This window comes from Reyranella sp. (genome assembly GCF_965229815.1).
Classification (GTDB): domain Bacteria; phylum Pseudomonadota; class Alphaproteobacteria; order Reyranellales; family Reyranellaceae; genus Reyranella.
On sequence record NZ_CBDDJN010000006.1, the window covers coordinates 658532 to 683302 of the forward strand.

Annotated in this window: 28 protein-coding genes and 1 tRNA gene; 20 read left to right on the forward strand and 9 right to left on the reverse strand. The window is 69.5% G+C overall.

The window, feature by feature from the left end:
- The first annotated feature begins 84 nt into the window (after positions 1–84).
- The 11 genes from rpiB to ACO073_RS14590 all read left to right on the forward strand — a co-directional run bounded on the left by rpiB (position 85) and on the right by ACO073_RS14590 (position 10721).
- A complete protein-coding gene (gene rpiB / locus ACO073_RS14540; RefSeq protein WP_421998273.1) occupies positions 85–534 on the forward strand; it encodes a ribose 5-phosphate isomerase B in 450 nt (149 codons plus the stop codon).
- Positions 531–1838, forward strand: coding sequence for a serine hydroxymethyltransferase (glyA, locus tag ACO073_RS14545; protein ID WP_421998275.1), 1308 nt, complete (start codon positions 531–533; stop codon positions 1836–1838). The genes rpiB and glyA overlap by 4 nt, the downstream gene beginning before the upstream one ends.
- 30 nt (positions 1839–1868) lie before the next feature.
- The gene (gene nrdR, locus ACO073_RS14550) at positions 1869–2336 is read left to right on the forward strand and encodes a transcriptional regulator NrdR (RefSeq protein ID WP_421998276.1); all 468 of its coding nucleotides are present in this window, start codon (positions 1869–1871) and stop codon (positions 2334–2336) included.
- A gap of 4 nt (positions 2337–2340) precedes the next feature.
- Positions 2341–3423: a bifunctional diaminohydroxyphosphoribosylaminopyrimidine deaminase/5-amino-6-(5-phosphoribosylamino)uracil reductase RibD gene (ribD, locus tag ACO073_RS14555; protein WP_421998277.1), complete on the forward strand. Its 1083-nt coding sequence runs from the start codon at positions 2341–2343 to the stop codon at positions 3421–3423.
- A 10-nt stretch (positions 3424–3433) separates the two neighbouring features.
- Positions 3434–4036, forward strand: a complete 603-nt coding sequence (locus tag ACO073_RS14560; protein ID WP_421998278.1) for a riboflavin synthase — start codon at positions 3434–3436, stop codon at positions 4034–4036.
- Entirely contained in the window at positions 4033–5190 is a 1158-nt protein-coding gene (gene ribB / locus ACO073_RS14565) for a 3,4-dihydroxy-2-butanone-4-phosphate synthase (RefSeq protein ID WP_421998279.1), read from the forward strand. The genes ACO073_RS14560 and ribB overlap by 4 nt, the downstream gene beginning before the upstream one ends.
- Positions 5191–5201: 11 nt before the next feature.
- A complete protein-coding gene (locus ACO073_RS14570; protein WP_421998280.1) occupies positions 5202–5678 on the forward strand; it encodes a 6,7-dimethyl-8-ribityllumazine synthase in 477 nt (158 codons plus the stop codon).
- On the forward strand, positions 5675–6160 hold the full coding sequence (gene nusB / locus ACO073_RS14575) for a transcription antitermination factor NusB (RefSeq protein ID WP_421998281.1): 486 nt from the start codon (positions 5675–5677) through the stop codon (positions 6158–6160). Before ACO073_RS14570 ends, nusB begins: the two co-directional genes overlap by 4 nt.
- Positions 6161–6163: 3 nt before the next feature.
- The gene (gene thiL, locus ACO073_RS14580) at positions 6164–7132 is read left to right on the forward strand and encodes a thiamine-phosphate kinase (RefSeq protein ID WP_421998282.1); all 969 of its coding nucleotides are present in this window, start codon (positions 6164–6166) and stop codon (positions 7130–7132) included.
- A 97-nt stretch (positions 7133–7229) separates the two neighbouring features.
- Positions 7230–8462: an MFS transporter gene (locus ACO073_RS14585; RefSeq protein WP_421998283.1), complete on the forward strand. Its 1233-nt coding sequence runs from the start codon at positions 7230–7232 to the stop codon at positions 8460–8462.
- Between the two features lie 153 nt (positions 8463–8615).
- Positions 8616–10721 (forward strand): sodium-translocating pyrophosphatase, encoded by a 2106-nt coding sequence (locus tag ACO073_RS14590; protein WP_421998285.1) that lies wholly within the window; start codon positions 8616–8618, stop codon positions 10719–10721.
- A 93-nt stretch (positions 10722–10814) separates the two neighbouring features.
- Here the strand turns inward: ACO073_RS14590 and ACO073_RS14595 are convergent, their stop codons facing one another.
- Positions 10815–11285, reverse strand: coding sequence for an outer membrane protein assembly factor BamE (locus ACO073_RS14595; protein ID WP_421998286.1), 471 nt, complete (start codon positions 11283–11285; stop codon positions 10815–10817).
- Between the two features lie 91 nt (positions 11286–11376).
- On the opposite strand from ACO073_RS14595, the gene ACO073_RS14600 reads away from it, so the two are divergent.
- The 8 genes from ACO073_RS14600 to ACO073_RS14635 all read left to right on the forward strand — a co-directional run bounded on the left by ACO073_RS14600 (position 11377) and on the right by ACO073_RS14635 (position 16354).
- A complete protein-coding gene (locus ACO073_RS14600; RefSeq protein WP_421998287.1) occupies positions 11377–11871 on the forward strand; it encodes a ubiquinol-cytochrome C chaperone family protein in 495 nt (164 codons plus the stop codon).
- Between the two features lie 72 nt (positions 11872–11943).
- Positions 11944–12465: a YceD family protein gene (locus ACO073_RS14605; RefSeq protein WP_421998288.1), complete on the forward strand. Its 522-nt coding sequence runs from the start codon at positions 11944–11946 to the stop codon at positions 12463–12465.
- A 113-nt stretch (positions 12466–12578) separates the two neighbouring features.
- Entirely contained in the window at positions 12579–12773 is a 195-nt protein-coding gene (gene rpmF, locus ACO073_RS14610; protein ID WP_421998290.1) for a 50S ribosomal protein L32, read from the forward strand.
- Between the two features lie 66 nt (positions 12774–12839).
- Positions 12840–13895, forward strand: coding sequence for a phosphate acyltransferase PlsX (gene plsX / locus ACO073_RS14615; RefSeq protein WP_422002145.1), 1056 nt, complete (start codon positions 12840–12842; stop codon positions 13893–13895).
- Positions 13892–14863, forward strand: a complete 972-nt coding sequence (locus ACO073_RS14620; RefSeq protein ID WP_421998291.1) for a beta-ketoacyl-ACP synthase III — start codon at positions 13892–13894, stop codon at positions 14861–14863. Before plsX ends, ACO073_RS14620 begins: the two co-directional genes overlap by 4 nt.
- Before the next feature lie 128 nt (positions 14864–14991).
- A complete protein-coding gene (locus ACO073_RS14625) occupies positions 14992–15303 on the forward strand; it encodes an integration host factor subunit alpha (RefSeq protein WP_421998293.1) in 312 nt (103 codons plus the stop codon).
- Between the two features lie 22 nt (positions 15304–15325).
- Entirely contained in the window at positions 15326–15859 is a 534-nt protein-coding gene (locus ACO073_RS14630) for a MerR family transcriptional regulator (protein WP_421998294.1), read from the forward strand.
- Positions 15860–16141: 282 nt separating this feature from the next.
- Positions 16142–16354: a hypothetical protein gene (locus tag ACO073_RS14635; protein ID WP_421998295.1), complete on the forward strand. Its 213-nt coding sequence runs from the start codon at positions 16142–16144 to the stop codon at positions 16352–16354.
- Here the strand turns inward: ACO073_RS14635 and ACO073_RS14640 are convergent.
- On the reverse strand, positions 16317–17546 hold the full coding sequence (locus ACO073_RS14640) for a TCR/Tet family MFS transporter (protein WP_421998296.1): 1230 nt from the start codon (positions 17544–17546) through the stop codon (positions 16317–16319). The two genes, ACO073_RS14635 and ACO073_RS14640, sit on opposite strands and share 38 nt — an antisense overlap.
- A 31-nt stretch (positions 17547–17577) precedes the next feature.
- Positions 17578–17654: transfer RNA gene (locus ACO073_RS14645), tRNA-Pro, on the reverse strand.
- Positions 17655–17756: 102 nt separating this feature from the next.
- Between ACO073_RS14645 and ACO073_RS14650 the strand changes: the two genes are divergently transcribed.
- On the forward strand, positions 17757–19043 hold the full coding sequence (locus ACO073_RS14650) for an MFS transporter (RefSeq protein ID WP_421998297.1): 1287 nt from the start codon (positions 17757–17759) through the stop codon (positions 19041–19043).
- A gap of 3 nt (positions 19044–19046) precedes the next feature.
- Here the strand turns inward: ACO073_RS14650 and ACO073_RS14655 are convergent, their stop codons facing one another.
- The 6 genes from ACO073_RS14655 to ACO073_RS14680 form a co-directional block, all read right to left on the reverse strand.
- Positions 19047–19655 carry a glutathione S-transferase family protein gene (locus ACO073_RS14655; RefSeq protein ID WP_421998298.1) on the reverse strand — a complete coding sequence of 203 codons (609 nt, stop codon included), beginning with the start codon at positions 19653–19655 and terminating at the stop codon, positions 19047–19049.
- A 60-nt stretch (positions 19656–19715) separates the two neighbouring features.
- Positions 19716–21053, reverse strand: coding sequence for a Rieske 2Fe-2S domain-containing protein (locus ACO073_RS14660; protein ID WP_421998300.1), 1338 nt, complete (start codon positions 21051–21053; stop codon positions 19716–19718).
- Positions 21053–22387: a Rieske 2Fe-2S domain-containing protein gene (locus ACO073_RS14665; RefSeq protein WP_421998301.1), complete on the reverse strand. Its 1335-nt coding sequence runs from the start codon at positions 22385–22387 to the stop codon at positions 21053–21055. The genes ACO073_RS14660 and ACO073_RS14665 overlap by 1 nt, the downstream gene beginning before the upstream one ends.
- Before the next feature lie 18 nt (positions 22388–22405).
- On the reverse strand, positions 22406–23698 hold the full coding sequence (locus tag ACO073_RS14670; protein WP_421998302.1) for an O-acetylhomoserine aminocarboxypropyltransferase: 1293 nt from the start codon (positions 23696–23698) through the stop codon (positions 22406–22408).
- A gap of 63 nt (positions 23699–23761) precedes the next feature.
- Positions 23762–24304, reverse strand: a complete 543-nt coding sequence (locus ACO073_RS14675; RefSeq protein WP_421998304.1) for a TetR/AcrR family transcriptional regulator — start codon at positions 24302–24304, stop codon at positions 23762–23764.
- A gap of 2 nt (positions 24305–24306) precedes the next feature.
- Positions 24307–24756, reverse strand: a complete 450-nt coding sequence (locus ACO073_RS14680; RefSeq protein ID WP_421998305.1) for a DUF4442 domain-containing protein — start codon at positions 24754–24756, stop codon at positions 24307–24309.
- Positions 24757–24771 lie beyond the last annotated feature (15 nt).

A 24771-nucleotide genomic window follows, 5' to 3' on the forward strand; every position in this document is an offset into this window, starting at 1 on the left:
TCCCACGATTTTGCGCAACGGTGACACCGCGCCCCCGGATATGGTATCCGGGGGCTCAACACTTAGAGGGGATCGATCGTCGAGATGCCGGGGGGCGCCATCGCGGTCGCGTCGGATCATGCCGGCTTCGACCTGAAAGAGATTCTCAAGCGCGACCTGGTGGAGGCCGGTCTCGACGTGCTCGATCTTGGCACGGATTCGACCCGGTCTGTCGACTATCCGGACTACGGCCACGCCATGGCGCGGGCCGTCGCCTCGGGCCAGGCCGTGCGCGGCGTGCTGGTCTGCGGCTCGGGGATCGGCATCTCCATCGCCGCCAACCGCCATCCGGAGGTGCGGGCGGCCCTGGTGCACGACGTCACCTCGGCGCGGCTCGCCCGGCTGCACAACGACGCCAACGTGGTGGCCTTCGGCCAGCGCACGATCGGAACCGAGACGGCGCGCGAGGCGCTGAAGGTCTTCCTCGACACCGAATGGGAGGGCGGCCGCCACGCCGCCCGGGTCGCCAAGCTTTCGAAGGATTGCACACGATGAGTCAAGCCGCTGCCACGGTCGCCGAGACGCCGTTGCCGATGTTCACGCAGGGCCTCGCCGAGGCCGATCCGGCGATCGACGCCGTGCTGAAGGGCGAACTGCACCGCCAGCGCGAGCAGATCGAGCTGATCGCCTCGGAGAACATCGTGTCGCGCGCCGTGCTCGAGGCGGCGGGCTCGGTGCTGACCAACAAGTATGCCGAGGGCTATCCCGGCCGCCGCTACTACGGCGGCTGCGAGGAGGTCGACAAGGCCGAGCAGCACGCGATCGACCGCGCCTGCAAGCTGTTCGGCTGCTCGTTCGCCAACGTCCAGCCGCACTCCGGCGCCCAGGCCAACCAGGCCGTGTTCATGGCGCTGCTGCAGCCGGGCGACACGTTCATGGGCATGGCGCTCGACCAGGGCGGCCATCTCACCCACGGCTCGCCGGCCAATCAGTCGGGCAAGTGGTTCAAGGTCGTGTCCTACGGGCTGAAGCCGGACTCCCACCTGATCGACTACGAGCAGATGGAGACGCTGGCGCGCGAACGGAAGCCCAAGCTGATCGTCGCCGGCGCCTCGGCCTATTCGCGCCACATCGACTGGGCGCGCTTTCGCAAGGTGGCCGACGAGATCGGCGCTTTCTTCATGGTCGACATGGCCCATTATGCCGGGCTGGTCGCGGCCGGCGTCTATCCCAGCCCGCTGCCGCACGCCCACGTCACCACGACGACGACGCACAAGACGCTGCGCGGCCCGCGCGGCGGCATGATCCTCGCGACCGATCCCGAGATCGGCAAGAAGATCAACTCGGCGGTGTTCCCCGGCCTGCAGGGCGGGCCGTTGATGCACGTCATCGCCGCCAAGGCGGTGGCCCTCGGCGAGGCGCTGCAGCCGTCGTTCAAGGCCTATGCCCAGAACGTCGTCGACAATGCCCGGGCGCTCGCCGCGGCGCTGACCGAGCGCGGCCTCAAGATCGTCTCCGGCGGCACCGACAGCCACGTCATGCTGGTCGACCTGCGGCCCAAGAAGGCGACCGGCATCTCGGCCGAGAAGGTGCTCGACCGGGCGGGGATCACCGTCAACAAGAACAGCATCCCCGGCGATCCCGAGAAGTTCACCGTCACCTCCGGCGTGCGCCTTGGCTCGCCGGCGGGCACGACGCGCGGCTTCGGCGTCGCGGAGTTCCGCCAGATCGGCCACCTGATCGCCGACGTGCTCGACGGCATCGCCAAGAACGGCCCGGACGGCGACGCCCAGGTCGAGGCGCAGGTCCGCGCCAAGGTGCACGCTCTTTGCGCGCGCTTTCCCATCTACCGCGACTGACACAAGCGCAAGCGATCACAGGGGGAGAAGATGCGCTGTCCATTCTGCGGCCACGAGGACACACAGGTTAAGGACTCGCGACCGACCGACGACAATTCGGCGATCCGCCGGCGGCGCTACTGCCCGTCCTGCGGCTCGCGCTTCACGACCTTCGAGCGCGTCCAGCTGCGCGAGCTGACCGTGGTCAAGAAGAACGGCCAGCGCGTCGCCTTCGACCGCGACAAGCTCGCGCGCTCGATCACCGTGGCCTGCCGCAAGCGGCCGGTCGATCCCGAGCGTATCGAGCGCGTGGTGAACGGCATCGTGCGTCGCCTCGAGAGCTCGGGCGAGAGCGAGATTCCCTCGACGCAGATCGGCGAGCTGGTGATGGACGCGCTGCGCGCCCTCGACCCCGTGGCCTACGTGCGCTTCGCCTCGGTCTACCGCAACTTCCGCGAGGCCCGCGATTTCGAGGAGTTCATCTCCGACCTCGCCGAGACCGCCAGCCTCAAGGACTGACGGCATGATGCGCGCGGCGCTCGCGCTGGCGCGCCGGTCGCTCGGGCGCACCTGGCCGAACCCGGCCGTGGGCTGCGTCATCGCGAAGGACGGGTCGATCATCGCCCGCGGCCGCACGCAGGATGGCGGCCGCCCGCACGCCGAGGTCGATGCCCTGGCGCGGGCCGGGGCGGCGGCGCGGGGCGCCACCGTCTACGTCACCCTCGAGCCCTGCTCGCACTTCGGCAGGTCGCCGCCCTGCGCCGACGCCCTGGTGCGCGCCGGCGTGGCCCGCGTCGTGTCGGCGATGGAGGATCCCAACCCGGCGGTGAACGGCCAGGGCCACGAGCGCCTGCGCGCGGCGGGAATTGCGGTTGAGGTCGGCGAGGGGGCGGCCGAGGCCGCCGAGATCAATGCCGGGTTCCTGTTGCGCATCCGTGACGGGCGGCCGCTGGTCCATCTCAAGCTGGCGGCCTCGCTCGACGGCCGCATCGCGACGGCGGCGGGCGAGAGCCGGTGGATCACCGCGGCGGCGTCGCGGGCCGACGGCCAGCGCCTGCGCGCGACTCACGATGCGATCCTGGTCGGCATCGGGACGGCGGCCGCCGACGATCCCGAGCTGACCTGCCGGCTGCCCGGCCTCGCGGCCTATTCGCCGGTGCGTGTCGTGGTCGATTCGCGGGCCCGCCTGTCGCCGGCCTCCCGGCTCGCCGCGACGGCGCGGCAGGTGCCGGTGTGGCTCCTGTGCACCGATGCCGCGCCGGCGCCGGCGCGTCGGGCCTTGCAAGAATGCGGTGTCGAGGTCATGACGGTCGCGGCGGCCGCCGACGGGCGGGTCGACGCGGCGGCGGCGGCGCAGGCGCTGGGCGGGCGCGGGCTGACACGGGTCCTCGTCGAGGGCGGCGGCGCGGTCGCGGCGGCCTTCCTGAGGGCCGGCCTGGTCGACCGCATCACCAGCTACCGCGCCGGCCTGGTGCTGGGGGCAGACGGCCGCTCTGCGGTCGGGCCGCTGGCGCTGGAGCGGCTGGATTTCGCGCCCCGGTTCCGCCTGGTTTCGGCCCGCGCCTTGCTGGGCGACACGGTGGAAAGCTGGGCGAGAGGGGAATAATTAAGGTCGAATGTTCACGGGCATCGTCACCGACGTCGGCGAGATCCTCTCGGTCAGGCCGGGCAGCCAGTCCGGCGACCGCCGCTTCGTGGTGCGCACGCGCCACGACATGGCGCCGATCGCCATCGGCGCCTCGATCGCCTGCGCCGGCTGCTGCCTGACGGTGGTGGAGAAGGGCGGCGACTGGTTCGCCGTCGAGGTCTCGGCCGAGAGCCTCGACAAGACCCATCTCGGTACGTGGGCCGAGGGCAGCCGGCTCAATCTCGAACTGTCGCTCAAGGTCGGCGACGAGCTGGGCGGGCACCTCGTCTACGGCCATGTCGACGGCGTCGGCTCGATCGTCTCCATGACCCCCGAGGGCGGCAGCGTCCGCTTCGTCTTCGAGGCGCCGACCGAGCTGGCGCGCTTCGTCGCCGCCAAGGGATCGGTGGCGGTCGACGGCATCTCCCTCACCGTCAACGAGGTCGACGGCAACCGCTTCGGGGTGAACATCATCTCGCACACGCAGGCGGTCACCACCCTGGGCCAGGCCAGTCCGGGCCAGAGGGTCAACCTTGAGGTCGATATGCTCGCGCGTTACGTTGCGCGACTGCTGGAGCACGGAAGACCATGAGCGCGCTCGAAAAGGACGCCTGGCGGATCACCTTCGCCGAGGTCAAGGCCGCGGCGGAGGACATCATCGAGGAGGCCCGCAAGGGCCGCATGTTCATCCTGGTCGACGACGAGGACCGGGAGAACGAGGGCGACCTCGTGGTGCCCGCCCAATGGGCGACCGCCGATGCCATCAACTTCATGGCCAAGCACGCGCGCGGCCTGATCTGCCTCGCGCTGACCCGCGAGCGCGTCGAGCAGCTCGGCCTGCCGCTGATGGCCAAGAACAACGGCACCCGCCACCAGACCGCCTTCACCGTCTCCATCGAGGCGCGCGAGGGCGTCACCACGGGCATCTCGGCCGCCGACCGCGCCCGCACCGTCGCGGTGGCGATCGACCCGTCCTGCGGCCCCTCGGACATCGTCACGCCGGGCCACGTCTTCCCGCTGGTGGCGCGCGACGGCGGCGTGCTGGAGCGCACCGGCCACACCGAGGCGGCGGTCGACCTCGCCCGGCTGGCCGGGCTCACGCCGGCCGGCGTCGTCTGCGAGATCATGAACGACGACGGCACGATGGCCCGTCGCAACGACCTGATCACCTTCGCCCAGCGCCACGGGCTCAAGATCGGCACCATCTCCGACCTCATCGCCTACCGGCGGCGCTACGATTCGATCGTCAAGCGGCTCAGCGACACGACCTTCGCGAGCATCTACGGCGGCGACTTCCGCTGCGTCGTCTACGTCAACAAGGTGACCATGTCGCAGCACATCGCCCTGGTGAAGGGCGACCCGGCGGCGGGCGGCCCGGTCATGGTGCGCATGCACGCGGTCAACATCTTCACCGATGCGCTCGGCCAGCGCGACCACGGCCGCGGCGGGGAGATCGAGGCCTCGATGGAGGAGATCGCCAAGGAGGGGCGGGGCGTGATCGTGCTGATCCGCGAGCCGCTCACGGTGATGCTGTCCGAGCAGCGCCGCCGCGCCGGCGAGCCCATCGAGCCGGCCGGCGGCGAGCTGCGCGACTACGGCGTCGGCGCCCAGATCCTGATCGATCTCGGCGTCCGGGAGATGGTGCTCCTGACCAACAGCAAGAAGAGCGTCGTCGGGCTCGAAGGGTTCGGCCTCAAGATCGCCGGCCAGAAGCCGGTGCCCGGCCGGCCGTCCCGCAAGTCCTGAATGCGCTGACCATGTCGACACGCACGGAAAATCCGACCGCCCGGCCGGCGGTCGACGGCGTCGGGGGCGCGCGCCTCCTGATCGTCGAATCGCGCTATTACGCCGAGATCGCCGACGCGCTGATCGACGGCGCGGGCCGCGAGATCGAGAAGAACGGCGCGACCTTCGAGCGTGTCGTGGTGCCGGGCGCCTTCGAGATCCCGGGCGCGATCGCCCTGGCGGAGGGCCGCTACGACGGTTTCGTGGCGCTTGGCTGCGTCATCCGCGGCGAGACCACCCACTACGACTATGTCTGCGGCGAGAGCGCCCGCGGGCTGATGGATCTCTCCATCCAGAGGAAGCTCGCCATCGGCTACGGCATCGTCACCGTCGAGACGATGGAGCAGGCCAAGGCCCGCGCCTTCGTGGCCCGCGGCGACAAGGGCGGCGACGCCGCCCATGCCTGCCTCGCCATGGTGGCGCTCGGCCGCCGCTGGCGGAACACGTGAGCGCCGCCCCGACGGCCGGTGGCCCGCCGCCGCCCAGCCGGCGCCAGGCGGCGCGGCTTGCGGCTGTGCAGGCGCTCTACCAGTGGCAGGAGGGCGAGCACGGCACGGCCGAGATCATCGACCAGTTCCTGCAGGTGCGCACCGGCGAGCCGGGCGAGGGCGGGATGCGGCGCGACGCCGACCGGCCGCTGTTCAAGGACGTGGTCGAGGGAACCGTGTCCCACCGCGAGGCGCTCGAGCAGACCGTGACGGAAGCGCTGGCCCAGGGCTGGACCTGGACGCGGATCGACCGGCTGGTGCGGGCGATCCTGCTGGCCGGGACCTACGAGCTGATGCACCGGCGCGACGTGCCGCCGCGCGTGGCCATCAACGAGTATGTCGCCATCGCCCATGCCTTCTACGACCAGGGCGAGCCGAGCTTCGTCAACTCGGTGCTCGATCGCGTGGCGCGTCAGGCGCGGTCCGCCGAGCTCGCGAGCTAGGCGATGGCGCGCCGCCGGCGCATGGGCGAGTTCCAGCTCATCGCCCGCTACTTCGCGCCGTTGGCGCAAGGCTTCGCCGGCGCCGGCGGGCTGCTGAGCGACAATGCCTTCCTGCCGGCCGACCCGCGCCGCGACATCGCGGTCAAGACCGATACGGTGGTGGCCGGCGTTCATTTCCTGGACGACGAGAAGCCCGGGCTGGTGGCCGCCAAGGCGCTGCGCGTCTGCCTGTCCGACCTCGCCGCCGGCGGCGCGACGCCCTTCACCTACCAGCTCTCGCTGGCGCTGCCGCGCACCTGGACGGAGCGCTGGGTCGCGGGCTTCGCGCGTGGCCTGGCGGCGGACCAGCGGCGCTACGGCATCGTGCTGTGCGGCGGCGACACGGTGGTCACGCCCGGACCGCTCACCATCACCATCACCGCCTTCGGTCGGGTCGCAAGCGGCTGCGGCCTGACGCGCGCCGGCGCGCGCGCCGGCGATCGCCTGTGGGTCAGCGGCACGATCGGCGACGGCGCGCTCGGTTTGCTCGCCGCTCGCGGGCAGCTCTCGGCGCCGTCGCTGGAGCGGCGCTATCGCCGTCCCGAGCCGCGCTGCACGCTGGGACCGCGGCTGGTCGGCATCGCGACCGCCGTGGCCGACGTCTCGGACGGTCTGCTCGCCGACGCCGGCCACATCGCCCAGGCGTCGCGCCTCGCCATCAAGATCGAGCGCGAGCGCGTGCCGCTCTCGGCAGCCGCGCGCCGGGCGCTCGCGGCCGAGCCCGGCCTGTGGGCGCCGGTGCTGGGCGGCGGCGACGACTACGAGCTCGTGATGGCCGTGCCGCCGCGCCGCGAACGGGCGCTGCTGGCGGCGGCCCGCGCCGCCGGCGTGCCGGTGACGCCGATCGGCACTTGCGCGGCGGGCGAGGGCGTGACGCTCCTGGTCGACGGCCGCCCGGTCCGATCCCCGGTCGCGGGCTACGTCCACTTCTAGGTCGCTGCCAGCCTCCTGAATTCGCAGGGCAGGACCGCCCTGCGCACGTGCCTTATTCCTTGGGTGGCGCCCGGCCCGCGACTAGAGTGCCGGCCCAATGGATGGATCGATCAAGGTGGAGGGAGCGCAGGCGGTATCGGGCGGCGGCATGCCGCGCCGGTCGCTGCGCAATATCGGCCTGCTGGCCGTCTGCCAGGCGCTGACCCAGAGTTGCAACACGCTGATGTTCGCCTCCTCGGCGCTGGCGGTGCTGACCATCGTGTCGCCCGAGCTGCGCATGTGGGCCAACCTGCCGGTCACCATGCAGCATCTCGGCGTCATGCTGTCGGTGTTCCCGGCCTCGCTGCTGATGATGCGGCGCGGTCGCAAGTTCGGGTTCCGCACCGGCTCGCTGATGGGAATGATCGGCGCGTCCTGCGCGGCGATCGGCCTCGGGATGGCGAGCTTTCCGGTGATGTGCCTCGGCGGCCTGTTCCTGGGCTATGCCGTCGCCAACATGCAGCTCTACCGCTTCGCGGCCGTCGAGCTGGCGCCCGGCGCCTTCCGGGCCCAGGCCATCTCCTATGTCACGGCCGGCGGCATCGTGGCCGGCATCGTCGGTCCGGCCCTGGCCCGCTTCACGCCGCACCTCTGGGTGCCGATCTTCCAGGCGAGCTTCTGCGCCGTCGTGCTGATCCATGCCGTCGTCTTCGTCGTGCTCGGCTTCATCGAGTTCCCGCCGGTCAAGTCCGAGGACACGACCGGCCCGCAGCGGCCGCTGCTCGAGATCGTCACCCAGCCCGCCTACATGGTGGCCTGCGCCGGCGCCATGATCGCCTTCGGCGTCATGTCCTTCGTGATGGCGGCGTCGCCTCTGGCCATCGTGCAGTGTGGACTGGCCGCGACCGAAGCGCCCGTCACCATCTTCGTGCACGTCATGGGCATGTTCGTGCCGGCCTTCTTCACCGGCCACCTGATCGCCCGCCATGGGGTGTTCAACGTCATGTTCGCCGGCGGCGCGATCCTGGTGCTGGGCGTCATCGTCGCCCTGCTGGGCGTCAGCGAATGGCATTTCCGCATCGCGCTCGGGCTGAACGGGCTCGGCTGGAACTTCCTGTTCGTCGGCGCCACGACGCTCCTCACCACGACCTATCGCGCGCCGGAGCGCGGCAAGGCGCAGGCCTTCAACGACTTCATGGTGTTCGGCACGACCGCGGCGGCCAGCCTGCTGGCCAGCATCGTGCTCGAACTGCAGGGCTGGGCGGTGCTGAACTACCTGGCGCTCGCCCTGGTGGTGGTGGCCCTTGCCATCATCGGCCTGTTCCGCCTGCGCCAACCCCACCGCGCCTGAAGCCAAGCCCTTGACGCATCGTCTCTTTTGGCCCGTGCGGGTTGCGCGGATTGTGGCGTTCTGCCATTTTCCGGCCGCCTTGCGCCGGGGGAGACCTGAAGCTTCGGCATGCGCCAGGCGGGAAATGCCGTCTAAACAATAGGTTAGCCAAAAATGTCTACCGTTCTCTGGGCCGTCGTAGCCTGCGGCATCATCGCCGTCCTGTACGGCATCGTGACCGCGTCGCGGGTCATGGCCGCCGACTCCGGCACCGCCCGCATGCAGGAGATCGCGCAGGCCGTGCAGGAGGGCGCCGCCGCTTACCTTCGCCGTCAGTACACGACCATCGCCATCGTCGGCGTGGTCGTGCTGGTCCTGCTCTTCCTCTTCCTCGGCAAGTACGCTGCCGGCGGCTTCCTGATCGGCGCCGTCCTGTCGGGCGCCACGGGCTTCATCGGCATGAACGTCTCGGTGCGCGCCAACGTGCGCACCGCGGTCGCCGCGCAGAAGAGCCTGGGGCAGGGCCTCGACCTCGCCTTCAAGTCGGGCGCGGTCACCGGCATGCTGGTGGCGGGCCTCGCGCTCCTGGGCGTGGTCGGCTACTTCATGCTGTTGCGCAACATGGGCGTCGCCTCGGGAAGCCGGGAAATGATCGACGCGCTGGTGGCGCTCGGCTTCGGCGCCTCGCTGATCTCGATCTTCGCCCGTCTCGGCGGCGGCATCTTCACCAAGGGCGCCGACGTGGGCGGCGACATGGTGGGCAAGGTCGAAGCCGGTATCCCGGAGGACGACCCCCGCAACCCGGCCACCATCGCCGACAACGTGGGCGACAATGTCGGCGACTGCGCCGGCATGGCGGCCGACCTGTTCGAGACCTACGCGGTGACCACCGTCGCCACGATGGTCCTGGCCTCGATCTTCTTCGCCGGCAACGCCGAGCTCGTCGACAAGCTGATGGTCTATCCCCTGGCCATCGGCGGCGCCTGCATCATCACCTCGATCATCGGCACCTACTTCGTCCGCCTCGGCTCCGACGGCGGCATCATGTGGGCCATGTACAAGGGCGTGATCGCGGCCGCCGTGCTGTCGATCCCGGCGATCTGGTTCGTCACCGACTGGGTGATCGGCACCGGCACCATGCTCACGGTCGGCGACCGCACGTTCAGCGGCATGACGCTCTTCCTGTGCTCGCTGGTCGGGTTGGCCATCACCGGCTTGATCGTGTGGATCACCGAGTACTACACCGGCACCGACTACCGGCCGGTCAAGGCGGTGGCCCAGGCCTCGGTCACTGGCCACGGCACCAATGTCATCGCCGGCCTCGCCATGTCGATGGAGGCGACGGCCCTGCCGGCGCTCCTGATCTGCGCCGGCATCGTGGTCTGCTACGTGCTGGCGGGCCTGTTCGGCATCGCCATCGCCACGACCGCCATGCTGGCGCTGGCCGGCATGGTGGTGGCGCTCGACGCGTACGGCCCGGTCACCGACAATGCCGGCGGCATCGCCGAGATGGCGGGACTGCCGAAGGAAGTGCGCAAGAACACCGACGCGCTCGACGCGGTCGGCAACACTACCAAGGCGGTGACCAAGGGCTATGCCATCGCATCGGCCGGCCTCGGCGCGCTGGTGCTGTTCGCGGCCTACACCTCGGACCTCGACTACTTCATCGCCCAGGGCAAGCTCGGCATCACGGCCGTCAGCTTCTCGCTGCAGAACCCCTATGTCGTGGTCGGCCTGCTGATCGGCGGCGGCCTGCCGTACCTGTTCGGCGGCATGTCGATGCTGGCCGTCGGCCGCGCCGCCCAGGCGGTGGTCGAGGAAGTGCGCCGGCAGTTCCGCGAGAAGCCCGGCATCATGGCCGGCACCGATCGTCCGGACTATGGTCGGGCGGTCGACATGCTGACCCGGGCGGCGATCAAGGAGATGATGATCCCGTCGCTGCTCCCGGTTCTGTCGCCCATCGTGCTGTACTTCGTGATCGCGGCGATCGCAGGCAAGGCCGATGCCTTTGCCGCCGTCGGCGCCATGCTGCTCGGCGTGATCGTGACCGGCATCTTCGTCGCCATCTCGATGACGGCGGGCGGCGGTGCCTGGGACAATGCCAAGAAGTACATCGAGGAGGGCCATTTCGGCGGCAAGGGCTCGGAGGCGCACAAGGCCGCCGTGACCGGCGACACCGTGGGCGATCCGTACAAGGACACGGCCGGCCCGGCCGTGAACCCGATGATCAAGATCACCAACATCGTGGCCCTGCTGCTGCTGGCCGTGCTCGCGCACTGACCGGACGCCACGGCACCAAATAAAGAAGCCCCGGTCGCAGGACCGGGGCTTTTTCTTTGCGGCCGTGCCGCGGCGGCGATGGGCGGCGGGCGGTCAGCCGCCGCCGGTCGGCGCGCCCGGATTGCTCTGCTGGCGCGGGCCGCTGAACTTGCCGACGTTGCCCAGGATCTGCTCGAGGATGGTGAGCTCCTTGCCCGAGGTCGGCGTGATGCGCGAGACCATGGTGATGTTCCGCGCATCCTTGAGGTCGTAGTACTTGATGGTGGCGACGCGGCCGGTGTCGTTGAACGTGATCTGGATCACGCTCTGCTCGGCGATCCAGGGCCGGGAGGGGCCCCAGGTCTCCTGCCGCTCGCTGATGTAGTACCAGACGTTGGGATTGAAGGTAGCGACCGCCGAGGGCGACCCGACCAGGCGCACAACGTCGTCGCGGCTCTGGGTGCCGACCTCGAGCTTGTCGACGGCTCCGGGAGCCGGCGCGAAGCCGCGCAGGTCGCCGTAGGGTTCGCAGGCGGTCAGCGCGAGGCCGGCGACAGCGATGGCGAACGGGACGGTGCGACGCATGGACGGCTTCTTGGGTTCGTTGGAAAGAGGGGCCACAACATGTCGCGATGGTCTCGCCGGGTCAACCGCGGGAGCAGCAGGAGATCAGGACTTGTTCAGGCGCAGGAATCCCGAGGAGACGTTCGCGGCCGCGGTCTACGCGCGCACGGCCGGCGAGGCGCGGCGGCCCGAGCTGTTCGAGGCCTGCGGCATTCCCGACACGCTCGACGGGCGGTTCGACGCGCTCGCCCTGCATGCCGCCCTGATGATCGACCGGCTGCGCCGCGAGCCGGACGGTGAGGTGCTGGCCCAGGCCTTCTTCGATGCCATGTTCCGGCATCTCGACCTGACGCTGCGCGAGATCGGCGTCCAGGACCTCGGCGTGGGACGCCGCATCAAGATCATGGCGGAAGGCCTGCACGGGCGATCGCTGGCCTACCGCGACGCCCTGGCCGGCAGCGGCGACCTGACGCTCGCGGACGTTCTGCGCCGCAACGCCTATGGCGGGAGAACCGCGGAGGACGGCCACGTCGCTTGCCTGGAGGCCTATGTCCGCCAATATGAGACGATCCTGGCGGCCACGTCCCGTCGGGATCTTGCCAGGTAGATCAGAAAAATGCCGCAACTATCAAATAACAAAGAGAAATCTGAAATCGAGCGTCTGGTCGATCTCGATCGGATGGGCCCCGCGGGCGCTGCGCTGGAGATCGCCCCGACCGAGAGCGAGCGGGCGGCGCTGGCGAAGCGGTTCGGTTTCCTCGGTCTGCCGGCCTTTTCGGCGCGGGTCACGGTCGACAGCCGCCCGGGCGCGCGGATCGTCGTCGAAGGGCGGCTGCGTGGGCGCATCGTGCAGGCCTGCGTGCTGACCCTCGACCCGGTGACCCAGGATCTCGACGACGCCTTCCGGGTCGTGTTCCAGCGCGATCTCGAGGACGAGCACGATCCCGAAAGCGGCGAGGCGGTGCTGAGCGCCCAGGTGGATGCGCCCGAGCCGCTCGACGGGAACGTGCTCGATGTCGGCGAAATCGTCGCCGAGCAGCTCTCCCTGGCCGCCGATCCCTATCCGCGGCGGCCGGGCGTCAACCTCGAGGACGTTCTGCCGCGGCCGCGCGGCGGGGGCCGGGAAAGGCCCGGCGACCGCCCGCGGCATCCGTTTGCCGGCCTGGCGGCGCTCCGAGACAAGCCGCGCCGGGACCGCTAAATTGTTGCGGCGGTGAGACGTATTGGCTAGAGAGAGCGCCCTGCCGCGCCTCTAGAGCGCGGCCGCAGCTTTTTTAGGGGCAGGCGCGATGCCGCCCCTCCGTGGAGATCGTCATGGCCGTTCCCAAGAAGAAGGTTTCGAAGTCCCGCCGCAACATGCGCCGGGCGCACCACGCCATTCCGTCGATGGCCTACACTGAGTGCAAGAACTGTGGCGAGCTCAAGCGGCCCCACGCGGTCTGCTCGCACTGCGGCTACTATCGCGAGGACATGCCGGTCCTGGCCGACGCCGCGTCGGCCGAGAAGTAGCGTCCACACGCGGCCGGCGATGGGCTGGCACAGGACGGAAGGATCGCCGTGACAAGCGTCGGGAAGATGATTCTGGCGCTCGACGGCATGGGCGGCGACAACGCGCCCGACGTCGTCGTTGAGGGTGCCGACATCGCCCGCGAGCGCTACCCGGGCACGTCCTTCCTGTTGTTCGGCGATCCCGCCCGGCTGAAGCCCCTGGTCGACAAGCGCAAGGGCCTGGCCAGCGCGCTCGAGATCGTGCCGGCCGAGGATGCCGTGCTTGCCGAGGACAAGCCGAGCTTCGCGCTGCGGCGCCGGCGCAAGTCCAGCATGTGGCTCGCTGTCGAGGCGGCGGCGCAGGGCAGGGCAGATACCGTCGTCTCCGCGGGCAACACCGGCGCGCTGCTCGCCATCTCGATGTTCGCGATGCGCATGCTCGATGGTGCTCATCGCCCGGCGCTCGCCTCGTTCCTGCCGACGGCGCGCGGCGAGACCGTGATGCTGGACCTCGGCGCCAACCTCGAATGCGATGCGGACAATCTCGCCGAGTTCGCCGTCATGGGCAGCGTGTTCGCGCAGGTGCTGCTGGGCCTCGACCGGCCGCGCGTCGGCCTCCTGAATGTCGGTTCCGAGGAGCTGAAGGGACACGAGGAGCTGCGCCTTGCCGCCGCCCTGCTGCGCCGCGAGGGTTCGCCGATCGCCTTCGAGGGCTTCGTCGAGGGCAACGGCATCACATCCGGCACCTTCGACGTCGTGGTGACCGACGGCTTCACCGGGAACGTCGCGCTGAAGTCGATCGAGGGCACGGCCAAGCTCTACACACAGTTCGTGCGCGATGCGTTCCGGACCTCGACTTTCGCCAAGATCGGCTACCTGTTCGCTTCGGGCGCCTGGGTGAAGCTGCGCAAGCGGGTCGATCCAAGACGCTACAATGGCGGCGTGTTCCTCGGTCTTGACGGTGTCTGCGTGAAGAGCCACGGCGGCACGGATGCGCTGGGCTTCGCCTACGCGATCGGCGTGGCGGTCGACCTCGTCCGCTACGAATACAAGAACAAGCTCGTCGAGGGGCTGGGCCGGCTGCGGCAGCTCTCCTCGACGGCCGAGGCGCCGGCGCTGCAGGCGACCGGAGGGGCCGAGTGATACGTTCCGTGGTTCAGGGGTGCGGCGCCTATCTGCCGGACAGGGTCGTTACCAACGAGGAGCTCGCGAAGAAGGTCGACACGTCGGACGAGTGGATCCGTCAGCGCACGGGCATCCGCCAGCGCTACATCGCCGCCGAGGGCGAGTTCACCTCGCATCTCGCGATCAAGGCCTCGGAGCGCGCGCTCGAGCATGCCGGCCTCAAGGCTGCCGACGTCGACCTGATCGTGCTGGCCACCGCGACGCCCGACGAGACCTTCCCCGCGACGGCCACCCGCGTCCAGGCCTCGCTCGGCATGACGCGCGGCGCCGCCTTCGACGTCCAGGCCGTGTGCGCGGGCTTCGTCTACGGCGTATCGGTCGCCGACAGCATGCTGCGCACCGGCCTCGCCTCGACCGCCCTGGTGATCGGCGCCGAGACCTTCTCCCGGATCCTGGACTGGAACGACCGCGGCACCTGCGTGCTGTTCGGCGACGGTGCCGGGGCGATCGTGCTGCGGGCCGAGGAGGGCAAGGGCACCGCGGAGGATCGCGGCATCCTCGGCAATGCGCTGCATTCGGACGGCCGCCAGCACGACATCCTCTACGTCGACGGCGGCCCGTCCTCGACCCGGACGACCGGCTTCCTGCGCATGGAAGGCAAGGAAGTCTTCAAACATGCCGTCGTCAACATGGCGGCAGTGGTGGGCGAGGTCCTGGAGAAGGTCGGCCTGACGCCCGCCGACATCGACTGGCTCGTGCCGCACCAGGCCAACAAGCGGATCATCGACGGCACCGGACGCAAGCTCGGCCTGCCGCCGGAGCGGGTGGTGGTCACCGTCGACCAGCACGCCAACACGTCGGCGGCCTCGATCCCGCTGGCCCTCGACACGGCCGTCAAGGACGGCCGGATCAGCAGGGGCGACCTGCTGCTTCTCGAGGGAATCGGCGGCGGACTGGCCTGGGGCGCCTCGCTGGTCCGCTGGTAGACCGGCGGCCCCTGCGCGCCGCAACGGAACAGGAACAGGTCCTGATTCAAGGCCACGCTCTATCCCACTGATATTGACCGCTTTCCCACCTTAGAGTAAGGATTAACTGGGGGAAGGAAGGGTACCGGATGGAAGGCCGGACTATCACGCGCGCTGATCTGAGCGAGTCGGTGTTCCAGGAAGTGGGCCTGTCTCGCAACGAATCCAGCGATCTGGTCGAGACGATCCTCTCGGAGGTCGTCGAGGCTTTGGCGCGTGGTGAATCGGTGAAGATCTCCTCGTTCGGGAGCTTCACCGTCCGCGACAAGGGACAGCGGGTCGGCCGCAATCCGAAGACGGGCCAGGAAGTACCGATCCTGCCGCGTCGCGTACTCGTCTTTCGCGCGTCGAACGTTCTCAAGACACTGATCAACGGGGCACCCGAAGAGGATCAGGGGTAGTCGGCAATGAGGGGGACAAGTCATGGCCGCATCGGTTCAGGCGTCGGACAGGCGCGTTGAGAAGTCCGCACAGGCCTTTCGCACGATCAGCGAGGTCGCGACCGAGCTCGACGTGCCGCAGCACGTCCTGCGCTTCTGGGAAAGCAAGTTCAGCCAGGTAAGGCCGCTGAAGCGCGGCGGCGGCCGGCGCTACTATCGCCCCGAGGACGTCGATCTGTTGCGCCGCATCCGGACGCTCCTCTACGAGGACGGCTACACGATCAAGGGCGTGCAGCGCCTCCTGAAGGAGGGGCGCGGTCGTCTGCCCCAGCAGCAGCGCCTCGACATCGCCGCGGAGAGCGCGCTCGAGAGCCTGCGCATCGTGTCGGCGCGGGCGGAGGCCATGGCCGCGCAGGGCGCCCGGCAGCCGCTGCCGCGCACCGGCCCGCAGCCCTCCACGACGACGCCCCGGGCGGCGATGCTGGACCTCCACAAGCGCCGCGAGATCGAATCGGTGCTCGAGGACCTGGAACAGGCGCTGACCCAGCTTCGGAGCACGCTGAAGGCCGGAAATTAGGCGGCGTCAAGATTCGGGCTTCGCGCGTTCGCACAAGAGCTTGGCGGCTGACGAGCAGACAGCCACCAGATCGGGTGTGAATTTCAGCAAGATACAATAACTACCTGATTTATCTTTGTTTTTTGTTCGGCAAAGGTATCCTCTGCATTGAGGGACCGTTAACCGGCATCGTCAGAGGGGGACGCCGCCGTGTTTGCCAGTAGCAAGATTGCGCGTCGGCGAGGCAAAGCCGCCGCGCCCATTCCAAGCAACGACAATGAGTTGGAGGTCATCCTTCCAACTTTGCAGGAGCTGCTTTACCTGCGGCGGGGCGTTTCCCAGGCCGGCGGCAAGCTGCCCCTGTTCGATCTCGACGGCCAGGCGGTGGCGCCGGCGATCGTGCGTCACTGCCTGAAGCGCGGATGGGCAGAGCCATGGTTCGCCAATCCGCTGAAGCCCGACTGGCTGGTGTGCAAGCTCACTGACGAGGGTCGGCGGCTGGCGACGTCGTCGTAGACCCGTCCGCGCCGGCGGCGATCCGCCAGGCCAGGCCGGCCGCCATCACCAGCAGCGCTGCCGCCAGCAGGAAGGCCGCTCCCGGCAGCCAGCCGATCAGGTGGGCGAAGGTCATGGTGAACAGCGGCGGCCCGAGCAGGGCGGCAATGCTGCGCGCCGCGCTGTTGGCCCCCTGCAACTGCCCCTGCTCGGACTCGCCGACCCGCCGGGTCATGAGATCCTGGATGGCGGGTCCGACGACGCCCCACAGCGCCATGATCGGCACGCCGAGGAGGAACCAGGCACCGGTCGGGGCCAGGCCATAGATCGTCATGCCGAGGGCGCCGCACAGGAGGCCTGCGAGAAGCGCCCACCGCGTCCCGAGCCGGGCCACAGCCGGCCCGATCACCAGGCCCTGGACGACGGCGCTGCAGAGGCCGACCAGCGCAAGGGCTAGTCCTACCGCGGTCTCGTCCCAGCCGTAGCGATAGCCGGCGTAGAGGACGGCCACCGCCGGCAGGACCTGGTGGGCAAGGTTGACGATGAAATCGACCGCCGCCAGCCCGATCAGCTGGCGATGGGACAGCAGCAATCGCAGCGCGCCCACGGGATTGGCGCGCGACCAGGCGAAGGCCATGCGCCGCTCCGGCGGCAGCGATTCCGGCAGGACGAACCAGCCGAAGGCGGCGTTGAGAAGGCTGGCGGCTGCGGATACCCAGAAGGGCAGGCGCGGCTCGACGCCGCCCAGCAGCCCGCCGATCGCCGGCCCGAGGACGAAACCCAGGCCGAAGGCCATGCCGATCAGGCCGAACGACCGGGCGCGTTCCTCCGGTCGGGTGACGTCGGCGATGTAGGCCAGGGCGGTGCCGATCGTGGCCGCGGTGATGCCGGAGATGATCCGCCCGACGAACAGCAGCGCCAGGGAGGGCGCCAGGGCCATGAAGATGTAGTCGAGGCCCATGCCCAGGCACGAGACCAGGATCACCGGGCGGCGCCCGAAGCGGTCGGACAGCATGCCGAGGAACGGCGAGCAGATGAACTGCATCAACGCCCAGACCGCGGCGAAGGCCCCGAAGACATTGGCCGCTTCGGCGGTGTCGCCGCCCATGAACGCGAGCACGATGGACGGCAGGACCGGGATCATGATCCCGAGCGCCAGCACGTCGAGCGACACGGTGCAGAAGATGAAGGCCAGCGCGCGGCGGGAGGTCATGGCGACGGCGCGGCCTTCCAAGGAAAGCGAATGGTCGGGGCGACAGGATTTGAACCTGCGACCCCCAGTCCCCCAGACTGATGCGCTACCAGGCTGCGCTACGCCCCGACCGGTGCCGCGGTCGCCCGCGGCAGAGGGGCTTTAGCGCGAATGGCAGCGATGCCGCAAGCCGGGCTTGCGCCGTCCCGGGGCGGGGACGATACAGGCGCCATGACGATTCTCCCCGGCGATCCGGCCGACACGGCGATGGGCCGGCGTGTCCTGGTCTTCTCCTCGATCGGACATGCCCTGATGCACATGATGACCGCCTTCTATGCGGTGATCGTGCTTACCCTCGCGGTGGCCTGGAAGCTGCCGGCCGAGCGCCTGCTGGAGCTCTATGCGCCGGCGGCGGTCCTGCTGGGCGTCATGTCCCTGCCGGCGGGCTGGGCATCCGACCGGTTCGGCGCGCCGCGCATGATGGTGGTGATGTTCGCGGGCCTCGGCCTGTCGTCGATCGCCTGCGGCCTGGTGCCGGAGGGCGACACGGTCGCGCTCATGCTGGCGCTGTGCGGCATCGGCACGTTCGGCGCCTTCTACCATTCGGTGGGGATCGGCTGGATCATCCGCACGGCGCGCGAGCAGGGCCACGCCATGGGCGTGAACGGGCTGTGGGGCAGCGCCGGCCTCGCGCTGTACGGCATCGTGCCGGGCGTGCTGATCACGCTCGCGTCCTGGCGTGCAGCCTTCATCGTCCCGGGACTCGTCTGCCTCGTGGTGGGCGCGGTGCTTGCCTGGGAGATCCGGCGCGGCCGGGTCGGTGACCGGCCGATGCCGGCGACCCCCGGGCTGCGCGCCGGACGGCGCGAGTTCTGGCGGGTCTTCTCGGTGCTGTCCGTGACCATGGCGTTCGAGGGCGTCATCTGGGCCGCCGTCATGTTCGGCGCCGCCCTGGTGTTCGAGACGCGGCTGGCCGGCGACATCGCCAGCGTGCGGGCGCAGGTGGCCTCGTGGGGCTTCGCGACCGAGGCGGTGCTGTGGGTCGGCCTCGCCACCTCGATGATCTACGTCGTGTCGGGCGTCGCCCAGTACGTCATGGGGCGCACCATCATCGACCGCTATCCGCTGAAGTCGACCTACGTGACGGCATCGGCGCTGCAGGTGTTCGCCATGCTGGCCCTGGCGATGGGCAACGGCTACCTGGCGCTGGCCGGCGCGATCGGCTCGGCGGTTCTGAGCGCGGCCTCGGGGCCGATCGAGAACATCCTGATCGCCCGCTACACGCCCTCGCGCTTCCACGGGCTGGGCTTCGGCGCCAAGTTCGTGGTCGCGCTGGGCGCGAGCCCGATCGCCATCATGCTCATCGCCTGGGTGCGCGAGACGACCGGCAGCCTGGAGCCGCTGTTCCTCGGCCTGACGGGGCTGGCCGCCGCCATCACCCTGGTCGCGCTGCTGCTGCCCGGCGGCGAGCGCTCGCTCCGGGTCGAGGCGCCCGTCCAGCCGGCGCCGGCCGAGTAGTCTCTACTTGTTGCCGCGCGCCGCCTTGTAGGCCGGACGCGACAGGCAGCGGTCGAGCCAGGCCGCGACGTTGGGGAAGGGCGCGAAGTCGTACTTGATCGGCTTGGCCCAGCTGCAGATCGAGGCGAGGTTGAGGTCGGCCACCGTGAAGGCCGGGCCGAGCAGGTACTCGCGTCCCGCCAGCGCCTCGTTCAGCACGCCGAACGGCTTGGGAAGCGCCTTCTGCGCCTCGGCGACGGCGTCGGGCTTGCGCTTGTCGGGGGCCGTCATGAACATGTCGATCAGGATCGTGAGCAGCGACTTCTCGACTTCCGTCATGCCCCAGAAGCTCCACTGGTTGACCAGCGCCTGGTCCTCCAGCCCCGACGGGTAGAAGCCGTCCTTGCCGTACTTGGCCGCGAGGTAGATGTTGATCGCCATCGATTCGAAGAGCTTGAAGTCGCCGTCGACCAGCGCCGGCACCTTGCCGTTCGGATTGACCTTGAGGTAGTCGGCGCTCTTGATGTCCTTCATCTCCACGGGAACGTGCTCGAAGGGAATGCCGAGCTCGTGCACGATCCACAACGCGCGCGAGGCGCGGGAGGCGGTCGGCCCATAGATCTTGACGGTCACGTTGGTCTCCCCAGTCTCGAAAGCGTCGCGACGATAGAGCAGGGCGCCGTCACGGTCTAACTATTCTCCCAGCCCGTGCTCGTGGCCGACATAGCCATGACGGTGGCCGAAGCGTTCGGTCATCACGGCGGCGAGATCCTTGGCTGGATCGGCGACCCAGCCGCCGGAGCGGACGGCGTAGCGTTTCGCAGCGCGCGTCGCGCGCGGCTCCTCGCCGCGCTGCAGGGCGCGGGCGGCGCCCATCACCAGCTTGCGGAACTCGACGATGCCGATGTCGGTGGGACCGAGATGCTCGCGGGTACGGTCCTGGACCGGGCCCTGGCTGTCCTGGATGGCGGCATCCTGCTCGGACACGCCCTGGATGCCGGTGAAGGTCTCGCGCTTCTGGATCTGGCGGTCGAGCAGGTAGTCGTTGCGCAGGTTCCGCAGCGGCATGTAGTCGGAGTCGACCTCGGCATGAACGCCGAAGCCGCCCGCGAACTGCGTGCGCTCGGCGTTGGTGAAGGGCCGGTCGGGACGCCAGCTGTAGGTGTAGATCCAGCAGTCGGTGTCGCTGACGGGCACCCAGCATTGCCCGTAGTAGACCTCGCCGGGCATCGCCGCGGGGGCGAAGGCGTGGTTGGGCATGAGGAACTGGGCGATGCGCCAGTAGAGATCGGTCGTGTCGGTCCTGCGGGCGCCGCCGATCACCAGGCCGGTCTCGTGGCCCAGCACGCTGAACTTCGGACGCGGATCGTTGCGCACCCAGCGGATGCGGTCGTCGGGCCTCGACTGGTCGCCCAGCGCCGCCGAGCGGCTGTAGAGGGCGAGCGCCTCCTTCTCGTCCCGGGTGAGGACGGCGTGCAGGAACGAGAAGTGCGCCGTGTCGATGCCGCCTTCCAGGCTCTGCACCCAGTTGCAGTCCTGCCACTTCTTCGTGACATAGCGGCTGGCGGCGGGCACCAGGCCGAACTCGAGCTGCGGCAGCTCCGGCATGTGCTCGCGCGGCCCCATGTAGGCCCAGACGATGTCGCCCCATTCGCGCGTCGGATAGGCGAGCAGCTTGATCGTGTCCTTGTACGAGGACTCCGGCGGCGAGGTTGGCAGGTCGATGCAGTTGCCGTCGACGTCGAACTTCCAGCCATGGAAGGCGCAGCGCAGGCCGCATTCCTCGTTGCGCCCGTAGTAGAGGTTGGCGCCGCGATGCGGGCAGTGCGGCTCGACGATGCCGACGCGGCCATCGCTGGCGCGGAAGGCGAGAAGATCCTCCCCCAGCAGCCGGATCTTCTTGGGCGGGCCGTCGCGCTCGGGCAGTTCGGCGCCGAGCAGCGCCGGCATCCAGAAGCGGCGCATCAGGGCGCCCATCGGCGTCCCGGGTCCGCTTTGCGTCAGGAAGTCGTTGTCCTCCCGGCTGAGCATCAGTCGCCCAGCCCGTAGTGGTTGCCGACATAGCCGTGGCGATGGCCGAAGCGCTCGGTCATCACCGTGGCAAGGTCCTTCGCCGGATCGGCGACCCAGCCGCCCGAGCGCACGGCGTAGCGACCGGCGGCAGCGGCCGCCTTCGGCGCCTCGCCGCGCTGCAGGCCTCGCGCCGCGCCCATCAGCAGCTTGCGGAACTCGACGATGCCGATGTCGGTGGGACCGAGATGCTCCTTCGTGCGGTCCTGGACCGGGCCCTGGCTGTCCTGGATGGCGGCGTCCTGCTCGGACACGCCCTGGATGCCCGTGAAGGTGTCGTGCTTCTGCGCCGCTCGGTCGATCAGGTAGTCGTTGCGACGGTTGCGCAGCGGCATGTACGTGTCGTCGACCTCGGCGTGGACATTGAAGCCGCCGTCGAACTTGGTGCGTTCGGAATTGGTGAAGGGCCGGTCGGGATGCCAGCTGTAGGTGTAGATCCAGCAGTTGGTGTCGTCGACCGGGACCCAGCTCTGGCCATAGTAGATCTCGCCCGGGAACGCGGTCGGCGTATAGGCGTGGTTGGGCATGAGGAACTGGGAGATTCGCCAGTAGAGGTCGGCCGTGTCGGTCTTGCGGGCGCCGCCGATCACCAGCCCGGTCTCGTGGCCCAGGACGCTGAACTTGGGCCGCGGGTCGTTCTGCACCCAGCGGATGCGATCGTCGGGCTTGGTCTGGTCGGCGATGGCCGCCTTGGCCATGGCGGCACGCGCGGCTTCATGGTCCTTGGTCAGCACCATGTGCAGGAAGGAGAAATGCGAGGTGTCGATCGCGCCCTCGAGGCTCTGCACCCAGTTGCAGTCCTGCCACTTCTTGGTGACGTAGCGGCTGGTGGCGGGCACCAGGCCGAATTCGAGCTGCGGCAGCTCGGGCATGTGCTCGCGCGGCCCCATGTAGGCCCAGACGATGTCGCCCCATTCGCGCGTCGGGTAGGCGAGCAGCTTGATCGTATCCTTGTAGGAGGATTCCGGCGGCGAGGTCGGCAGGTCGACGCAGTTGCCGTCGACGTCGAACTTCCAGCCGTGGAAGGCGCAGCGCAGGCCGCATTCCTCGTTGCGCCCGTAGTAGAGGTTGGCACCGCGATGCGGGCAGTGCGGCTCGACGATGCCGACGCGGCCGTCGCTGGCACGGAAGGCGAGGAGATCCTCCCCCAGCAGCCTGATCTTCTTCGGCGGGCCGTCGCGCTCGGGCAGTTCGGCGCTGAGCAGCGCCGGCATCCAGAAGCGGCGCATCAGGGCGCCCATCGGCGTCCCGGGTCCGCTTTGCGTCAGGAAGTCATTGTCGGCCTTGCTCAGCATGGTGCCCTTGTTCCTCGCCTATGATTTCGTTGCTTTCTCCAGAGCTTGCGCCAGATCGGCGATGATGTCGTCCACGGTTTCGATTCCGATCGACAGGCGGAGCACGTCCGGGCCGGCGCCGGCGGCGACGCGCTGCTCGTCGGCGAGCTGGCGATGCGTCGTCGAGGCGGGGTGGATGATGAGGCTCTTGGCATCGCCGATGTTGGCGAGATGCGAGAACAGGTCGACGGCATCGACGACCTTCACGCCGACCTCGTAGCCGCCCCTGACCCCGAAGGTGAAGACCGAGCCAGCGCCGCGCGGCAGATACCGCTTCGCGAGCTGGTGGTACCGGTTGCCCGGCAGGCCGGCATAGTTCACCCAGGCGACGGCCGGATGGCGCTCGAGGAACTCGGCGACCTTCTGCGCATTGGCGCAGTGGCGCTCCATGCGCAGGCCGAGCGTTTCCATGCCGAGCATCGTGATCCAGGCGTTGAAGGGCGCCTGGGTCGGGCCGAGGTCGCGCAGTCCCACGGCGTGGCCGTGGAACGTGTAGGCCATGTCGCCGAACGTCTCGAAGAAATTGAGGCCGTGGTAGGCGGGCTCCGGGCCGGCCAGGCTGGGGAAGCGGCCGTCGCGCGACCAGTCGAAGCGGCCGGAATCCACCACCGCCCCGCCCATCGCGGTGCCCGTGCCGCTCAGGAACTTGGTGGTCGAGTGCACGACCAGCGTGGCGCCGAAGTCGATCGGCTTGCACAGGTAGGGCGTGGCCATCGTGTTGTCGACCAGCAGCGGCACGCCCGCCGACTCGGCGATGCGGGCGATCGCCTCGATGTCGCTGACGACACCGCCGGGATTGGCCAGGCTCTCGATGAAGAAGGCCTTGGTGTTCGCGGTGACCGCCCGGGCGAAGTTCTCCGGCTCGTCGGCGTCGACGATCTTCGCCGTCCAGCCGAACTTCGGGTAGGTGTTCCGCATCTGCTGGAGCGAGCCGCCGTAGAGCCGCGAGGAGGCGACGATCTCGGCGCCGGGCGACATCAGGGGAAACAGCGCCAGCACCTGTGCGGCGTGGCCGGAGGCGGTGACGGTGCAGCCGCGGCCGCCCTCGAGCGTCGCGAGGCGTGTCTCGAGCGCGGCGTTGGTCGGGTTGGTGAGCCGCGAGTAGATGAAGCCCACGGTCTGCAGGTTGAACAGGGCGGCGGCGTGGTCGGCGTCGTCGAAGGCGTAGGCGGTGGTCTGGTAGATCGGCAGCGCGCGCGCCCCGGTCGCGGGATCCGGTGCGGCACCGGCGTGGATGGACAGGGTCTCGAAACCATACGTCTTGTCGCTCACCGGAACGCTCCGTCGGTGGTCGGGGAGGGCGAGCCTCATTCCGACCACAGCGCGTGCGTGCCGTCAAACCAGCGAGGCGATGAAGGTCACGGCCTGTCTCGTCGACTGCGCCCGCCACGCGCCGGTCCGATAGAGTCCGACCAGCCCGTGGACGAGCCCCCAGAGACGGAAGACGCGGGTTTCGGCGTGCGAGTGGCCGACCACGGAAGCGGCGGCGGCCACGACGCGGCGCAGCGCCGGGCCGATCGGATGGTCGGTGCCGTACCAGCGCCGCAAGGGCAGGGAGAACATGAGGTCGTAGAGATGCGGCTCTCCCAGCGCGAAGCCGCCATAGGCGCGGGCCAGGGCACGCTCGTCGCGCGGCGCGACGCGCTCGATCCGCGCGGCGAGGCGCGTGAACCCCTCGGCGGCGACCTCGATCTTCAGCGCCTCGAGGGACGGGAAGTGGCGATAGAGGGCGCGGTGGTTGACGCCGATCCGCTCGGCGACGGCGCGCAGGCCGAGGGCTTGCGAGCCTTCCTCGGTCAGCAGGGCGAGGGCCGCGTCCCGGGCGGCGCGGCGCGTATCGCCGTGATGGAACGTGCTTCGGGGCCGGCGGGCGGCCACGGTCAGGTGCGCTTGCGCGAGACGTGCCAGTCCACGGTCATCTCGCCGACCTCTATACCGTCCTCGCCTTTCAGCTGGACGACGATCGGGAAGCGCACGATGCCTTCGGTCCGGATGGCGTCGAGCAGGGCGTCCGGCTCGGCCTCGACCCTCGCGTCGGCCGTCACCTCGCCCTTGGCGAGGCGGAAGTAGCGGATCGACGCTTCTGCCGCGACGGGCCGGACGTCGAGCAGCACCGGGGCAAAGGTGCCCGCCATGGCGGCGCCGGACGCGGTCTCGCCGAGCGCGAACAGGGCGGCGGCGTGCTGGCTCCCGACATGGTTCAGCCCCTCCGGGCGGAAGGGCAGGCGCGCCGAGGCGCGGCCCTTGTCGATGCGGTCGATCTCGACGCCGGCGTGGCGGGCGAAGGGAACGCCTTGCCCGAGCTGCTGGCGGATCATGTCGTAGATCATGGCGACCTCCAATGT